This window comes from Curtobacterium aurantiacum (assembly GCF_018598555.1).
GTDB classification, from domain to species: Bacteria; Actinomycetota; Actinomycetes; order Actinomycetales; family Microbacteriaceae; genus Curtobacterium; species Curtobacterium aurantiacum.
On record NZ_JAHEWN010000006.1, the window covers coordinates 88,959 to 102,900 of the forward strand.

Sequence of the window (13,942 nt, forward strand, 5' to 3'; positions counted from 1 at the left end):
TAACTCGAAAGTGAAGGTTGAGGGTTGGATCGGCCGGAATCACCCCCACTCGGGGTGCACGACGACCGTCGCCCAACCCCGCCGCGCGGGCCCGGTGAGTATGCTGTTCCGGTCCTGCCCCCACGAACGAAGAGACGTATGGTCGACCAAGCCCGCATGACCGCGCTCGCGGCGGAACCCCTCGTCGTGATCGGCGCTCCGACGAGCGCCTTCCGCGGGACCTTCCGCGAGCTGCGCGACGTCTTCCGGCAGCGCGAGATGCTCGGCATGCTCGTCCGACGTGACCTGAAGGCCCGCTACAAGGACTCGGCACTCGGGTTCGTGTGGACGCTCGTGCGCCCGCTGACCCAGCTCCTCATCTACTACTTCGTGATGGGCCAGGTGCTCGGAGCCGCGAAGGGCATCGACAACTTCGCGATCTACGTCTTCACCGGCTTGACCGCCTACACGCTCTTCAGCGAGATCGTCGCCGGGTCGACCAGCTCGATCGTCGGCAACAGTGGCCTGATCAAGAAGGTCTACATCCCGCGCGAGGTCTTCCCGCTCGCGAGCGTCGGCGCCGCCCTCGTGAACTTCACGATCCAGTTCGCCATCCTGCTGGCGGCGACCGTCGTCATCGGGGTGTTCCCGTTCCACGAGGGGCTGCTCTACCTGATCCCCTCGCTCCTGGTGATCCTGGTCTACGGCGCCGCCATCGGCCTGGTGCTCTCGGCGCTCAACGTCTACCTGCGCGACGTGCAGTTCGTCATCGACGTCGGCCTCATGGTGCTGCTGTGGGCGTCCCCGATCGTGTACTCGTACTCCATGGTCGTCGCGCGACTCAAGGTCGACTGGATCCTGGCGGTCTACACGAACAACCCGCTCACCCTGTCCGTCCTGGGCATGCAGAACGCGATCTGGATCCACGACCCGGCGAAGGTCGTCTACCCGGACCACCTGCTGCTCCGTCTCGCGATCGCCTTCGTGATCGGCGTCGTGCTCCTCATCGGTGCGCAGCGGATCTTCTCCCGCCTGCAGGGCAACTTCGCGCAGGAGCTCTAGACCATGGCCATCAGCACCCCCGTCGCCCCGACGACCACCGGGGACACCGGCGAGCGTCCCGACGTCATCGTCATCGACCACGTCCGCAAGCGCTTCACGGTGCGCAAGGACAACACCCTGCGTGAGCGCATCGTGACGCTCGGCCGCGCCGGCCGGAAGCACCGCCAGGACTTCTGGGCCCTCGACGACGTCACCGTGTCGATCCAGGCCGGCTCCACCGTCGGGCTCATCGGCCAGAACGGCTCCGGCAAGTCGACCCTCCTCAAGGCGATCGGCGGCATCATCCAGCCGACGTCGGGCACGGTCTCGCGGCGTGGTCGCCTGGCCGCCCTGCTCGAGCTCGGCGCCGGGTTCCACCCCGACCTGTCCGGCCGCGAGAACGTCTACCTCAACGCGAGCCTGCTCGGCCTCAGCCGGAAGCAGACCGACGAGAAGTTCGACGACATCCTGGCGTTCTCGGGCATCGGGGACTTCATCGACACCCAGGTGAAGTTCTACTCATCGGGCATGTACGTGCGACTCGCCTTCGCCGTGGCCGTGCACACCGACCCCGACGTCCTGCTCGTCGACGAGGTCCTGGCCGTCGGTGACGAGGCGTTCCAGCGCAAGTGCCTCGACCGCATCCGCACCTTCCAAGAGGCGGGGAAGACGATCATCATCGTCACGCACTCGCTCAGCCAGGTGCAGGAGATGTGCGACCGCGTGGTCCTGCTCAACAAGGGCAAGGTGCTGCACGACGGTGACCCGGTCGCCGCGGTGAGCATGTTCCGCGAGGTCCTCGAGGAGCGCCGGCTCGGCGAGACGAGCACCGACGTCGCCGTGGGTCGCGGCAAGGTCCTCGGCGCGAGCGTGCGCGTCGACGGCAAGGAGCCCCGCGCCGAGGTCATGCCCGGCGACGACCTGGTGGTCGAGATGGAGTTCGAGCACCTGGACGGCATCGCCGACTGGGAGGCCGCGGTCCAGATCAACAACGCCGCCGGCCAGGTCGTCTACGGCACCACCACGGGCATCATGGGGCTCACGCTCCATCCGCTCCACGGTCGTCGGAAGCTCCGCCTGCGGATCGCCGACACCGCGTTCGGCACCGGCAAGTACTTCATCAACGTGTCGATGATGGACTCCGCCGGCCGCCACCTGCACGACATGCCGGAGTGCGACTCGTTCGAGGTCCCCGCCTTCGAGAACGCCGTCGGCACGGTCTACGCGCAGCCCTCGATCGAGGAGCTCGACTGACCCCGGTCGACGGCACGCTGCGCACCGCGGTCGTCGTCGTCAACTGGAACCGCGCCGACCTGACCACCGCGGCCGTCCGCGCCGTGCTCTCCGAGGGCACGGCCGACGAGGTGATCGTGGTCGACAACGGGTCGTCCGACGACTCGGTCGCCGTGCTCCGCCAGGCGCTCCCGGACGCCACCGTCATCGCGCGGGACGACAACGGCGGGTTCGCGGCTGGTGCCAACACCGGCATCCGGCACACGGACGCCGACGTCGTCGTGCTCCTGAACAACGACGCCGTGCCCGGGCCGGGCTTCGTCGCGGCGCTCCGCGACCACCTGGCGCACGCCGGGCCCGAGGTCGCCGCGGTGACGGGCCGCATCGTGCTCGCCGGACGCTGGACGGGCCTCCCGGCCGGTGTGGAGCCCGCCCACGGCCAGCGCGTGCTGCGCGACCACGACGGCCGTCGCTGGACGCCGTCGGCGGACGGCGAGGTCCGGCTCAACTCGACCGGCGTCCGCGTCGACCGCGACGGCAACGGCATGGACCGCGACTGGTTCGCGCCCGTCGACCGCGTCGCCGACGTCGACGTCTTCGGCTTCTCCGGCGGTGCGTCCGCGCTCCGGCGCACGGCACTGGACGACGTCGGCCTGCTCGACGAGTCCCTGTTCATGTACTACGAGGACACCGAGCTCGCCTGGCGGCTGCGCCGCCGCGGATGGCGCATCGAGCACGCGGCCGACGCGGTCGTCGAGCACGACCACTCGGCGTCGTCCGGCGTGCAGAGCGACCTGTTCGTCTTCCGGAACGCCCGCAACCGCATCGTCGTCGCGCTCTGGCACGCCCCGTGGCCGACCGTCGCACGGGCGGGTGCCCGCACCCTGGCGCGCGGCCTGCGCGGGCTGGCCTCCGGTCGCACCCGCCGGGAGGCGCGGCTCGTCCTGCACGCGCTGGTGGACGTCGCGGGGACCCTTCCGGTGCACCTCGCGCGGCGGCTCCGCGAGACGCGGCGCGCGTCCGTCCCGCGCCGCAGCGTGGACCCGGGCGCATGAGCGCAGCGGGCTATCCTGGACGCTCCCCCGTCGACGGCCCCGGCCACGACGTCACCGCCCGGAAGGAACCACGCGTGCCGCAGCTCACCGTCCTCGTCGACGGGACCGCGGTACCGGAGGCCCTCGGCGGGGTCGGACGCTACGTCGAGGGGGTCGTGTCGCACCTGACCGATCCGTCGCTCGACGTCCACCTGGTCGTCCGCCCCGTGCACGCCGCACACTTCCGCGCGATCGCGCCGCACGCGACCGTGCACACGGCGCCGTCGTGGACCGACTCGGTGCCGCTGCGCTTCCTCTGGGAGCAGACCGGGCTGCCGGCGCTCGGCCGTCGGCTCGGGGCGCAGGTGCTGCACTCCCCGCACTACACGTTCCCGTTCGGCTGGCGCGGCGGGTCCGTCGTCACGCTGCACGACGCCACGTTCTTCTCGAACCCCGAGTGGCACTCGCGCCTGAAGCGCACGTTCTTCACCTGGTGGAGCCGTCGGTCCCTGCGCACCCGGCCCGTCGTCGTCGTGCCGAGCGCCGCGACCGCGACCGAGGCCGCCCGCGTCGTCCGGGGCATCCGCGCCGACGTCCGGGTCGCCCCGCTCGGCGTCGACCGCACGGTCTTCCACGAGCCAGAGGTCGCGGCGATCGAGGACGCCCGCATCGCGGCCACCCTGCCCGAGGGTGCGCCGTGGATCGCGTTCCTCGGCACCATCGAGCCGCGGAAGAACGTCACCGCACTGCTCGACGCCTACGCCGCAGTGCGCGCCGCTCGCGCAGCTGCCGGCTCGGAGACCCCGTGGCTCGTCCTGTCCGGGGCCCGCGGGTGGGACGAGTCGGCCATCGCGCGACTCGACGCCCTGCAGCCCACCGACCTCGTCATCGAGGCCGGCTACCTGCCGCTCGAGGACCTCGCCGGGTTCCTCGGTGGTGCCGAGTTCGTCGTCTACCCGTCCCTCGGGGAGGGCTTCGGGCTGCCCGTGGTCGAAGCGATGGCCTCCGGCGCGTGCGTCCTGACCACCCGGCGGCTGTCACTCCCCGAGGTCGGCGGCGACGCGGCCGTCTACAGCGAGCCCGACGCGACCGCGCTGGCGTCCGCGATGACGGCGCTGCTGGACGATCCCGCGCTCGTGGCGTCGCACCGGGCGGCCGCGTTGTCCCGGGCCTCCTCGTTCACCTGGGAGGCCACGGCAGCCGTGCACGTCGAGGCCTACGAGTCCGTCGCCGGGGGTGCGCGGTGATCCGGGTCGCGGTGCTCACGGTCACCTACAACACCGGCGAGACCATCCGCCCGTTCCTGGCGAGCGTCGCCGGCGCGTCGAAGGACCCCGTCGCCGTCGTCATCGCGGACAACGGGTCGGCAGACATCGACGCGCTCCGGGCGATCGGTGAGTCGTACGGCGCCGTCGTGGTGTCCTCCGGCGGCAACCGCGGGTACGGCGGTGGCATCGACGCGGCCCTGAGTGCCCTCGACGACGTCCTGCCCGACGTGCGCCCCGAGTTCCTGCTCGTGACGAACCCCGACGTCGTGCTCGGCGAGGGCTCGATCGACGAACTCGTCGCCGCCGCCGACCGGTTGCCGTCCGGCGGGTCGTTCGGGCCCCGGATCCTCGACGACCAGGGCGAGACCTACCCGTCCGCTCGACAGCTCCCCTCGCTCCGGACCGGGCTCGGCCACGCGGCGTTCTCGCGGTTCTGGCCGGCGAACCCCTGGAGCCAGCGGTACTGGTCCACCACGAAGGTCGTCGAACGCGAGGCCGGCTGGCTCTCCGGCGCGTGCTTCCTCATCCGGACGTCGTTGTTCCGCGAACTCGGCGGGTTCGACGAGTCGTACTTCATGTACTTCGAGGACGTCGACCTCGGGCAGCGCGTCGGCCGCTCCGGCTCGGCGAACGTCTACGTGCCCACGGCCGTCGTCACGCACACCGGGGCACACTCGACGTCGTCGAACCGGCGCCGGATGGAGATCGAGCACCACCGCAGCGCGTACCGGTTCCTGTCGCGGAAGTACCGGGCGTGGTGGCTGTGGCCGCTGCGCGTCGTGCTGCACGCCGGCCTGTCGCTCCGCGCCCGCTGGGTCACACGCAAGTAGCTCGGGCGGCCTGTTCGCAAAACACCGGTGTTCACGTGTTGCACCGCGGTCTGCGGGTGTTCCGAGCGCGAACACCGGTGTCTTGCGGGACCGGGCACACCCGACGGTGTCAGGGGCGGCGGGGGTGCAGGGGCGTGCGCTCGGCACGGGCCGCGGCGAGCAGCACAGCGGCGCGGGCGTCGAAGGAGTGCTCGGCGGCGATGCGCTCGGCCACGGCGGCCCGATCGGCAGCAGTCGGCCAGGCGTGCGACGGGTCGAGCAGCGCGGCGAGGTCGTCACGGGAGCCCGCCACCGCCAGGGTCGGCACGTCGAGCAGGTCGGACAGCCCGGCCACCGGGTCGGTCACGACGACTCCCCCGGACGCCAGCACGTCGAACACCCGGTTCGACACGAACCCCCCGGCTGCCATGTCCGGCCAGTGGTCGTTGAGCACCACACGCGCCGAGGCGTAGGCCGTCGCGACCTCGGCCCGGCTGAGCGACGGTTCCCCGAGCGCTGCGTCGGGGACGATCCCCTGCCACCCCGGGCCGTGGACGCGCAGGTCGACTCCGAGCGCCACGGCATCGGCGATCACCGGCCGTGCCGCGCCGCGCGTCGAGCCGACGAACACCACCCGGTCGGCATCGGGGCTCGTCGTCGCCCGCCCACCCGGGTGGAACACCACGGGGTCGGTCGCCTGCAGCAGCGTGCGGACCGGCACCCCCGACCGTGCAGCGGCTGCCGCGGCCCAGGCCGGCCCGGCAGCGAAGGCCGCGTCGAACGACCGGAGCTCGGTGTCCGAGACGTCGTCGGGGTGGCTGATCACCCAGAGCAGGTTCACGGAGGCCGGGTTCGGCGGCACCCGGTCGAGGCCCCGGATCACCAGGGTGACGTCGTCGCCAGCGTCGTCGTCGCGCACGTGGGCGTCGCGCCGGTCGACCCGGACGCGCTGCCCCACCCGCTCGAGCGCCCCGGCGAGCTCGGCGGCGAAGTGCACGTCGCCCCAGCCGTCGCCCTCCGGCCCGGCGGGCGCCGCGATCTTGAGCGACCAGGTGAGGTGTTCGTCGCCGCCACCGGTCACGCGCGCGCTCGGGGACACCGGCCGGGCGCCCCACGGCGGCAACGGCGGGCCGGCGAGGACACCGTCGCCCTCGGGCTCGCGGTCGCGCCAGGCGGCGAACGCGTCGACCGTCGCCGCGTCGACCGTGCGCCCGGCCTCGACCGAGCGGGTCGCCTCGCCGAGGACGCGCACCGGTCCGCCGTGGGCATCGGCGACCGCGCGGCTCCAAGCCGTCAGCGTCATGCGTTCGTCCGGGAGGCGCGGTGCCGGCACCAGCGCCGCCCCCGGCACCGAGAGCACGGGTTGGTCCGCCGCGAAGACGGTGGCATCGTCGGTCACGGTGCCGTCGCGGTCGTCCGACCACGGCAGGGCGCCGGGGCGCAGCAGCCGGGCACCGGAGCGGATCGTGCCGTCCGGCATCCGGACCCGGGCCTGGGCGACCGAGCCCGCCGCCGCGAGGGCGTGCAGCGCCGGCACCTCGACCGAGACCGAGGTGTCGAGCAGGACGAGCGTCCGGCCCACGCCGCCAGCGGTACCGGCGTTGATCGCCGAGCCGAGGCCGTCGACGGGTTCCGGTCGGGCCCAGGGCAGCCGACGGCCGAACGGGTCGATCGGCGAGGCGTCCGCGACGTAGCTCACGGCCCGGACGTCGACCCCACGGCCGAAGGCATCACGGGCGACCGAAACGAGTCGGGCGACCTCGGCGTGCCGGTCTGACCGGGTCGTGACGAGGACCGTCACGTCGTGGTCCAGCTGCGGCAGCGGGCCCGGGAACCCGGCCACGGGAACGACGGACGCCGCCGTCACGGACGCGGGACGGGCCTCCAGGCCGGGGTGGCCGGAGGCCGTCACGTCCGGACGGCGGCGTCGACCGAACCAACCCGAACCGGCTGCCACGCGCGTGACTAGACGCCGAGGAGTCGCTGCAGGTACACGCCGTAGCCGCCCTTGACCAGCGGCGCGGCGAGCTCGGCGAGCTGCGCGTCGTCGATCCAGCCGTTGCGCCAGGCGATCTCCTCGATGCAGCCGATCTTGAAGCCCTGGCGGTCCTCGATCACCTTCACGTACTCGGACGCCTGCATCATCGACTCGAACGTGCCGGTGTCGAGCCAGGCGGTGCCGCGGTCGAGGACCTGGACGCCGAGTTCGCCGGCCTCGAGGTAGCGCTCGTTGACGGTCGAGATCTCGAGCTCCCCGCGGGCGCTCGGTTCGATGGTCTTGGCGATCTCGATGACCTTGTTGTCGTAGAAGTACAGACCGGGGACGGCGTAGTTCGACTTCGGCTCGGCCGGCTTCTCCTCGATGGAGACGGCTGTGAAGTCGTCGTCGAACTCCACGACGCCGTACGCCTTCGGGTCGGCCACGTGGTACGCGAAGATGGTCGCGCCCTGCACGTCGGTGTTCTTCCGGAGGTTCGTGCCGAGGCCGGTGCCGTGGAAGATGTTGTCGCCGAGGACGAGCGCGACACTGTCGTCGCCGATGAAGTCCTCGCCGATGACGAACGCCTGCGCGAGGCCGTCCGGCGACGGCTGCACGGCGTACTGGATCTCCATGCCGAGCGCCGAGCCGTCGCCGAGCAGTGCCCGGAACTGGTCGTTGTACTCCGGCGTCGTGATGACCAACACCTGTCGGACGCCCGCCATCATCAGGGTCGACAGGGGGTAGTAGACCATCGGCTTGTCGTAGATCGGCATGAGCTGCTTGCTGATGCCCTTGGTGATCGGCCAGAGGCGCGTGCCGGAACCGCCGGCGAGGATGATGCCCTTCATCGGTGTCCCGTCCCTTACTTCTTCGTCCGGAGCGACTCGGTGTACGCGACGCACTCCTCGTACGTCGGCAGCAGTCCCTGTGCCGCGGCTTCCTCGAGCGTGGGGGCGCTGGTGTCCTTCTCGGAGAGCACCAGCTCGCCGAGGCCCTCGGGCAGGTCGAGCCCGACCGTCGGGTCGAGGATGGTGATCCCCTTCTCGCGCTCGGGGTTGTAGTGCGCGCTGACCAGGTAGTTCACGGTCGACTGGTCCTCGAGCGCGACGATCGCGTGGCCGAGCCCCTCGGACAGGTAGACGGCCCTGCGGTCGACGTCGTCGATCCGGACGGAGTCCCACTGTCCGAACGTCGGCGACCCGACGCGGATGTCGACGATGTAGTCGATGAACGCCCCGCGCACGGCGGTGACGTACTTCGCCTGGCTCGGGGCGACGAGGGCGTAGTGGATGCCGCGGGCGACACCGGCCGCGGAGATCGACATGTTCACCTGGCGGAGGTCGAGCGGGTGACCGACGGTCTCCTCGAGCACGTCGGCGCGGTACGCCTCGAGGAATGCTCCTCGTGCGTCGCCGTGCTGGACGGGCGTGAACTCCCACGCGCCAGGGATCTTCAGTTCGCGGATCTGCACCGGGGAAGCCTAGCAAGCCGTGAGTTCGCATAGGCTGTCATGGTTCTGTGCCCCGCGCCCCTTGCGCTGCGACTCCCGAAACGAGACCAAGCGAGCCCGTGAAGCTATTCGTCCAGATCCCCTGCCTCAACGAGGAGAACACCCTCGCCAGCGTCATCGACTCCATCCCGCGGGAGATCGACGGCATCGACGAGATCGAGATCCTGGTGATCAACGACGGCAGCACCGACCGCACCGTCGAGGTCGCCAAGGAGCACGGCGTCAAGCACTTCGTGCACCACACCACGAACATGGGCCTCGCCCGCTCGTTCCGTGACGGCGTCGACTACGCGCTGCTGCACGGTGCGGACATCGTCGTGAACACCGACGGGGACAACCAGTACCCGCAGGCGCAGATCGCCGAGCTCGTCCAGCCGATCCTGCGCAAGGAAGCCGAGATCGTCATCGGCGACCGGCAGACGCGCACCATCGAGCACTTCTCCGGCTTCAAGAAGCTCATGCAGCGCTTCGGTTCGTGGGTCGCGAGCCGCGCGGCCGGGCTCGACCTGCCCGACGCCGCGAGCGGGTTCCGCGCGTACTCCAAGTACTCGCTGATCCGACTGAACATCGTGACGCGCTTCAGCTACTGCATGGAGACCATCGTGCAGGCCGGCTACAAGCGCCTGGCGATCGCGTCGGTGCCGATCACGACGAACCCGAAGACCCGTGAATCCCGGCTCTTCAACAACATCTTCCAGCACATGTTCGAGTCGGGCTCGGCGATCGCCCGCGTCTACCTGATGTACCGGCCGATGGCGCTGTTCCTCTGGGTCGCCGCGGTGCTCGGCGCGCTCGGGCTCTGGCCGCTCATCCGGTACCTGGTGCTCCTGGCGATGAACACCGGCGGCAACCACCTGCAGTCGATCATCCTCGGCGTCGTCCTGCTCATCACCGCACTCCTGTCGATCGTCATCGGCGTCGTGGCCGACCTCACCCGCCTCAACCGCACGCTGGCCGAGGAGCAGCTCGACCTGCAGAAACTGCAGCGGTATGGCGACTGACACGGCCCCGGCCGTGTCGCGCTCCGATGTCCGACCCGCGGTCGGTCGGCGCGAGCGCATCCTCGTGATCGCGATGACGGTGGCGTTCGCCGCCGTCCTCGCGGTCTGGGCAGTCGTCACGACGACGTACAAGGCCCCGGACGAACCGACCCACGTCGACGCCGTGCTGCACCTGGCGGTCGGTGACGGCTGGCCCGAGCCCGGCGCCATGCACTACCTGAACGCGGTGCACGACACGCAGATCAGCAACATGCGGCAGTCGACCGACGCGAACGCGACGTGGGGCGAGCTGCTCCGCGAGTTCCCTGGCGTGCACCCGACGAGCATCGACCAGATGTCGCAGCACCCCGCCACGTACTACGCGCTGGCCGCCGGCGTGCTGCACCTGGTGCACTTCGAGGACCTCCGCTGGGACCTCGCCGTCATGGCGCTCCGGCTCTTCGACGCCCTGCTGGTCCTGCCGCTGCCGTTCCTGGCGTGGGCGACGGTCCGTCGGCTCACCCGGTCGCCCCGGGCCGCCCTGGTCGGGGGTGCCGCGGTGTTCGCCCTCCCCGAGGTCGCCTCGATCGGCGCTTCGGTCACGAACGACGCGCTCATGTTGCCGCTGGCCGGGGCGCTCGTCTACTTCGTGGTGCGCCTGCTCACCGGTGACCTCCGGGTCCGCACGACGATCTGGATCGGTCTGCTGCTCGGGGCGATGCTGCTCGTCAAGGGCACCGCCCTGCCCGCGATCCCGTTCGTGGGCATCGCCGTGATGGCCGCGGGCTGCTCCCGCGCGACCGTCTGGCGGAACGCCCTCCGGACGCTGTGGACCCTCGGGATCGCCGCCGTGGTCGGCGGGTGGTGGTGGTTGCGGAACATCCTGGTGTACCACGACATCCAGCCAGACGGCATGGCCGGTGCCCGACCACCGATGGCGTTCCCGGCCGGCACCGCCGCCAGCCCCGAGGTGTTCCTCCGCGACTACTGGAACGGCGTCACCCGCACCTTCTGGGGCAGCGTCGGCGGCCTCACCCAGTTCCAGCTCGCCCAGGTCCTGATCGACGGGCTGACCATCGCCTCGCTCGTCGGCATCGTCGTGTGGGGCTTCCGCCGCGGCCCGTCGCTCCGCCCGGCGATCGTGCTCGCGTCGTTCCCGGTCATCCTCATCGCACTGCACCTGCAGAGCGGGTGGGGCGGGTACGTGCGGAGCACCATCGTCGCCGGCACCCAGGGGCGCTACTACTACCCCACCCTCATCGCGCTCATCGCCCTGAGCGCCCTCGCCTGGCGTCGCGTGACGGTGACCGCCGCCGGTGCCACCCGGCTCGCCGTCGGGATGTCGATCGCGGCGATGGCCATCGCGCTGTACGGGGTCGTCTACGCGCTGCGGGCCTTCGGGCGCGACGCCGCCTTCTGGGTGGACGAGTTCGCGGTCGGCCGGTTCGACCGCTACGGCATGGTGCCAGCGGGCACGAACTTCACCCTCGTCGCCGTCGCCGCGGTCGCGCTGACGGTCACCGCGGTGCTGCTCGTCCGCTTCATGCGCCGTCCGGAGGTGACCGCGTGAGCGCGCCACGACCGCTCGTCGCCCGCCACGAGTGGGTCCTGCTCGGCACGGTGACCCTCGCCTGGCTCGCCTTCCTGCTCACGTTCGCGCTCGTCACGCCGGCCTTCGGCGCACCGGACGAGCCCGCGCACGTCGACGCCGCGTTCCGGCTGGCACTCGGGCTCGGCTGGCCGCACGGGGGCGAGATGCACTACCTCGCCGCCGTGCGCCAGATCGTCGAGCACCCGGTCCCGGCGGTCGACCGGCCCACGGTCGACGCGCTCATGGCCGCCGTGCCCGGCGACTCCCCCGCGATCGACCCGATGTCGCAGAACCCGCCGACCTACTGGCTGGTCGCCGCCGGCATCCTGCGGGTCATCCGCTTCGGCGCGCACGACTGGGCGACCTCGGTGCTGGTGCTCCGTGTGTTCGACGTCCTGCTCGTCACCGCGCTGCCGGTGCTGGTGTGGGCGGCCGTCCGCCGGGTGACCCGCTCGCCCCGGACCGCGCTCGTCGCCCCGGTCCTGCTCTTCGCGGTGCCGCAGCTGGCGCAGGTCGCGTCCGGCGTCACCGTCTGGGCCCCGGTCATCCTCCTCGGTGCCGTGCTCGTCTGGCTGAGCACGCGCGTCCTCACCGGTGACCGCTCGTGGTGGACCACCGCGGGGCTCGCCGTCGCCGTGACCGGTCTGGCAACCCTGAACGCGCTCGGGCTGCTGGCCGTCCCGTTCGTGGTCCTGGTGTTCGTCCTGTCCCCGGACCGCTCGTGGGGCCGGCGCGCGCTGCACGCGGGCGTGGTGGTCGTCGCCGCCGCCGCGGTGTCCGGCTGGTGGTGGGTCCGGACGCTGCTCGTCAGCGGGACGCTCCTGCCCGACGCCCTGCGCGCCGTCACCACCGTGCAGCCGTACCCGGCGGGCGGAGCGAACCCCGGGGCGTTCGCCGGGCGCCAGTGGGACGGCCTGACCGCGTCGTTCTTCGGCGCACTCGGAGCGAACCAGTGGCCGCTGCCGCCGGTGGTCCTCGACACCCTCGCGGTCGTGGGGCTGGCCGTCATCGGCTGGTCGTACGCCAGGCGCACCCCCGGCCGTCGTGTGACGACGATCCTGCTCGTCTGGCCGGCGGTCGTCCTCGTCGCCACGCTCGCCTACAACTGGCGGAACTACCTCGGCACGCACCAGGGCAACGGGCTGCAGGGCCGGTTCCTGTTCGTCGCGATCGTCGCGCTCGTGCTCGCCCAGGCCGTGGGCTGGCACGCGCTCGTGGTCCGTCCGGTGCTCCGCCGCCGCCTGGCCCGGCTGGCGGCCGTCGGCTCGCTCGCGATCGGTGCGTACGGCATCGGGCTGACGTACCGGGGCGCGTGGGAGAACACGCAGTTCCGGGTCACCCCGGGCGGGCTCTCGGCGATGGCCGGAGGCACGCTCACGGGGCCGTACCCGATCGCGCTGGTCGTCGTCCTCTTCGCGGCGGCGGCCGTGGCGACGGTCGTCCTGGTGTGGCGCACCTCCGCCGACCCCACCAGCGGCCCGCTAGAATCGCCGCCGACCCACGAACCGACCGTCAGGAAAGAGAACTCGTGAAGATCCTCGTCACCGGAGGAGCCGGCTTCATCGGCTCGAACTTCGTCCGCCGCACGCTGGAGGACGCGTACCCCGGCCTGGAGGGCGCCGAGGTCGTCGTCTACGACGCACTGACCTACTCCGGCAACGAAGCGAACCTCGCCCCGGTCGCCGACTCCCCCCGCTACACCTTCGTGCACGGCGACATCCGCGACGCCGCGAAGCTCGACGAGGTCGTCCCGACCGTCGACGCGATCGTGCACTTCGCCGCCGAGTCCCACGTCGACCGCTCGGTCCGCGACTCCGGCATCTTCGTCGAGACCAACGTCGTGGGCACCCAGCGCCTGCTCGACGCCGCGCTCCGCCACGGCACCGAGCGCTTCGTGCACGTCTCCACCGACGAGGTCTACGGCTCCATCAGCGAGGGCTCGTGGGACGAGGAGCGCCCGCTCGAGCCGAACTCGCCGTACTCGGCGTCGAAGGCCGGCAGCGACCTGCTCGCCCGCAGCTACCACCGCACGCACGGACTGAACCTCTCGATCACGCGCTGCTCGAACAACTACGGGCCGTACCACTTCCCCGAGAAGGTCATCCCGCTGTTCGTCACGAACCTGATCGACGACCAGCACGTGCCGCTGTACGGCGAGGGCAACAACATCCGTGACTGGCTGCACGTCGACGACCACACCCGCGGCATCGCGATGGTCCTGACCCGCGGCCGCGCCGGGGAGATCTACAACATCGGCGGCGGCACCGAGCTGACCAACAAGGAGCTCACGCAGCTGCTCCTCGACGCCACCGGCAAGGACTGGTCGTACGTCGACCGCGTCGCCGACCGCCTCGGCCACGACCTGCGGTACTCGGTCGACATCTCGAAGATCCAGGCCGAGCTCGGCTACGAGCCGCTCGTGCCGTTCGAGCAGGGCCTGGCCGACGTCGTGCAGTGGTACCGCGACAACCGCGCCTGGTGGGAGCCGCTCAAGCAGCGTGCGGCCCTGAGCTGAA

At 71.4% G+C, this 13,942-nt stretch carries 12 protein-coding genes; 9 read left to right on the forward strand and 3 right to left on the reverse strand.

All coding sequences use genetic code 11. From position 1 onward, the window contains the following. Nucleotides 1-138: 138 nt before the first annotated feature. The 5 genes from KK087_RS07385 to KK087_RS07405 are packed head-to-tail and all read left to right on the forward strand — an operon-like array spanning nt 139 to nt 5,385. On the forward strand, nt 139-1,041 hold the full coding sequence (locus KK087_RS07385) for an ABC transporter permease (RefSeq protein WP_214528355.1): 903 nt from the start codon (nt 139-141) through the stop codon (nt 1,039-1,041). Between the two features lie 3 nt (nt 1,042-1,044). Then, the gene (locus KK087_RS07390; RefSeq protein WP_214564703.1) at nt 1,045-2,274 is read left to right on the forward strand and encodes an ABC transporter ATP-binding protein; all 1,230 of its coding nucleotides are present in this window, start codon (nt 1,045-1,047) and stop codon (nt 2,272-2,274) included. Next, entirely contained in the window at nt 2,193-3,308 is a 1,116-nt protein-coding gene (locus tag KK087_RS07395) for a glycosyltransferase family 2 protein (RefSeq protein WP_214564704.1), read from the forward strand. The genes KK087_RS07390 and KK087_RS07395 overlap by 82 nt, the downstream gene beginning before the upstream one ends. After that, a complete protein-coding gene (locus KK087_RS07400; RefSeq protein ID WP_214564705.1) occupies nt 3,305-4,534 on the forward strand; it encodes a glycosyltransferase family 4 protein in 1,230 nt (409 codons plus the stop codon). The genes KK087_RS07395 and KK087_RS07400 overlap by 4 nt, the downstream gene beginning before the upstream one ends. Next, entirely contained in the window at nt 4,531-5,385 is an 855-nt protein-coding gene (locus KK087_RS07405; protein WP_214528359.1) for a glycosyltransferase family 2 protein, read from the forward strand. Before KK087_RS07400 ends, KK087_RS07405 begins: the two co-directional genes overlap by 4 nt. A 109-nt stretch (nt 5,386-5,494) precedes the next feature. On the opposite strand, the gene KK087_RS17890 is transcribed toward KK087_RS07405, so the two are convergent. The 3 genes from KK087_RS17890 to KK087_RS07420 are packed head-to-tail and all read right to left on the reverse strand — an operon-like array spanning nt 5,495 to nt 8,816. Next, nucleotides 5,495-7,321 (reverse strand): glycosyltransferase family protein, encoded by a 1,827-nt coding sequence (locus KK087_RS17890; RefSeq protein ID WP_214564706.1) that lies wholly within the window; start codon nt 7,319-7,321, stop codon nt 5,495-5,497. Between the two features lie 8 nt (nt 7,322-7,329). Further along, nucleotides 7,330-8,193, reverse strand: coding sequence for a glucose-1-phosphate thymidylyltransferase RfbA (rfbA, locus tag KK087_RS07415; protein ID WP_214528361.1), 864 nt, complete (start codon nt 8,191-8,193; stop codon nt 7,330-7,332). A 14-nt stretch (nt 8,194-8,207) separates the two neighbouring features. Next, on the reverse strand, nt 8,208-8,816 hold the full coding sequence (locus KK087_RS07420; protein WP_214528362.1) for a dTDP-4-dehydrorhamnose 3,5-epimerase family protein: 609 nt from the start codon (nt 8,814-8,816) through the stop codon (nt 8,208-8,210). A 98-nt stretch (nt 8,817-8,914) separates the two neighbouring features. On the opposite strand from KK087_RS07420, the gene KK087_RS07425 reads away from it, so the two are divergent. From KK087_RS07425 to rfbB, 4 genes are read left to right on the forward strand one after another with little or no spacing between them, the layout of a single operon-like run. Next, on the forward strand, nt 8,915-9,856 hold the full coding sequence (locus KK087_RS07425) for a glycosyltransferase family 2 protein (protein ID WP_214528364.1): 942 nt from the start codon (nt 8,915-8,917) through the stop codon (nt 9,854-9,856). Beyond that, on the forward strand, nt 9,846-11,405 hold the full coding sequence (locus tag KK087_RS07430; protein ID WP_214564707.1) for a glycosyltransferase family protein: 1,560 nt from the start codon (nt 9,846-9,848) through the stop codon (nt 11,403-11,405). Before KK087_RS07425 ends, KK087_RS07430 begins: the two co-directional genes overlap by 11 nt. Continuing rightward, nucleotides 11,402-12,958, forward strand: a complete 1,557-nt coding sequence (locus tag KK087_RS07435; protein ID WP_214564708.1) for a glycosyltransferase family 39 protein — start codon at nt 11,402-11,404, stop codon at nt 12,956-12,958. Before KK087_RS07430 ends, KK087_RS07435 begins: the two co-directional genes overlap by 4 nt. Next, nucleotides 12,955-13,941: a dTDP-glucose 4,6-dehydratase gene (gene rfbB, locus KK087_RS07440; protein WP_110892679.1), complete on the forward strand. Its 987-nt coding sequence runs from the start codon at nt 12,955-12,957 to the stop codon at nt 13,939-13,941. Before KK087_RS07435 ends, rfbB begins: the two co-directional genes overlap by 4 nt. Nucleotide 13,942 lies beyond the last annotated feature (1 nt).

Excerpts from the sequence above, each read along its gene's own strand:
- KK087_RS07390 (WP_214564703.1), top strand. The coding sequence starts at position 1,045 with ATGGCCATCAGCACCCCCGTCGCCCCGACGACCACCGGGGACACCGGC.
- rfbA (WP_214528361.1), bottom strand. The coding sequence starts at position 8,193 with ATGAAGGGCATCATCCTCGCCGGCGGTTCCGGCACGCGCCTCTGGCCG.
- KK087_RS07430 (WP_214564707.1), top strand. The coding sequence starts at position 9,846 with ATGGCGACTGACACGGCCCCGGCCGTGTCGCGCTCCGATGTCCGACCC.
- KK087_RS07400 (WP_214564705.1), top strand. The coding sequence starts at position 3,305 with ATGAGCGCAGCGGGCTATCCTGGACGCTCCCCCGTCGACGGCCCCGGC.
- KK087_RS07385 (WP_214528355.1), top strand. The coding sequence starts at position 139 with ATGGTCGACCAAGCCCGCATGACCGCGCTCGCGGCGGAACCCCTCGTC.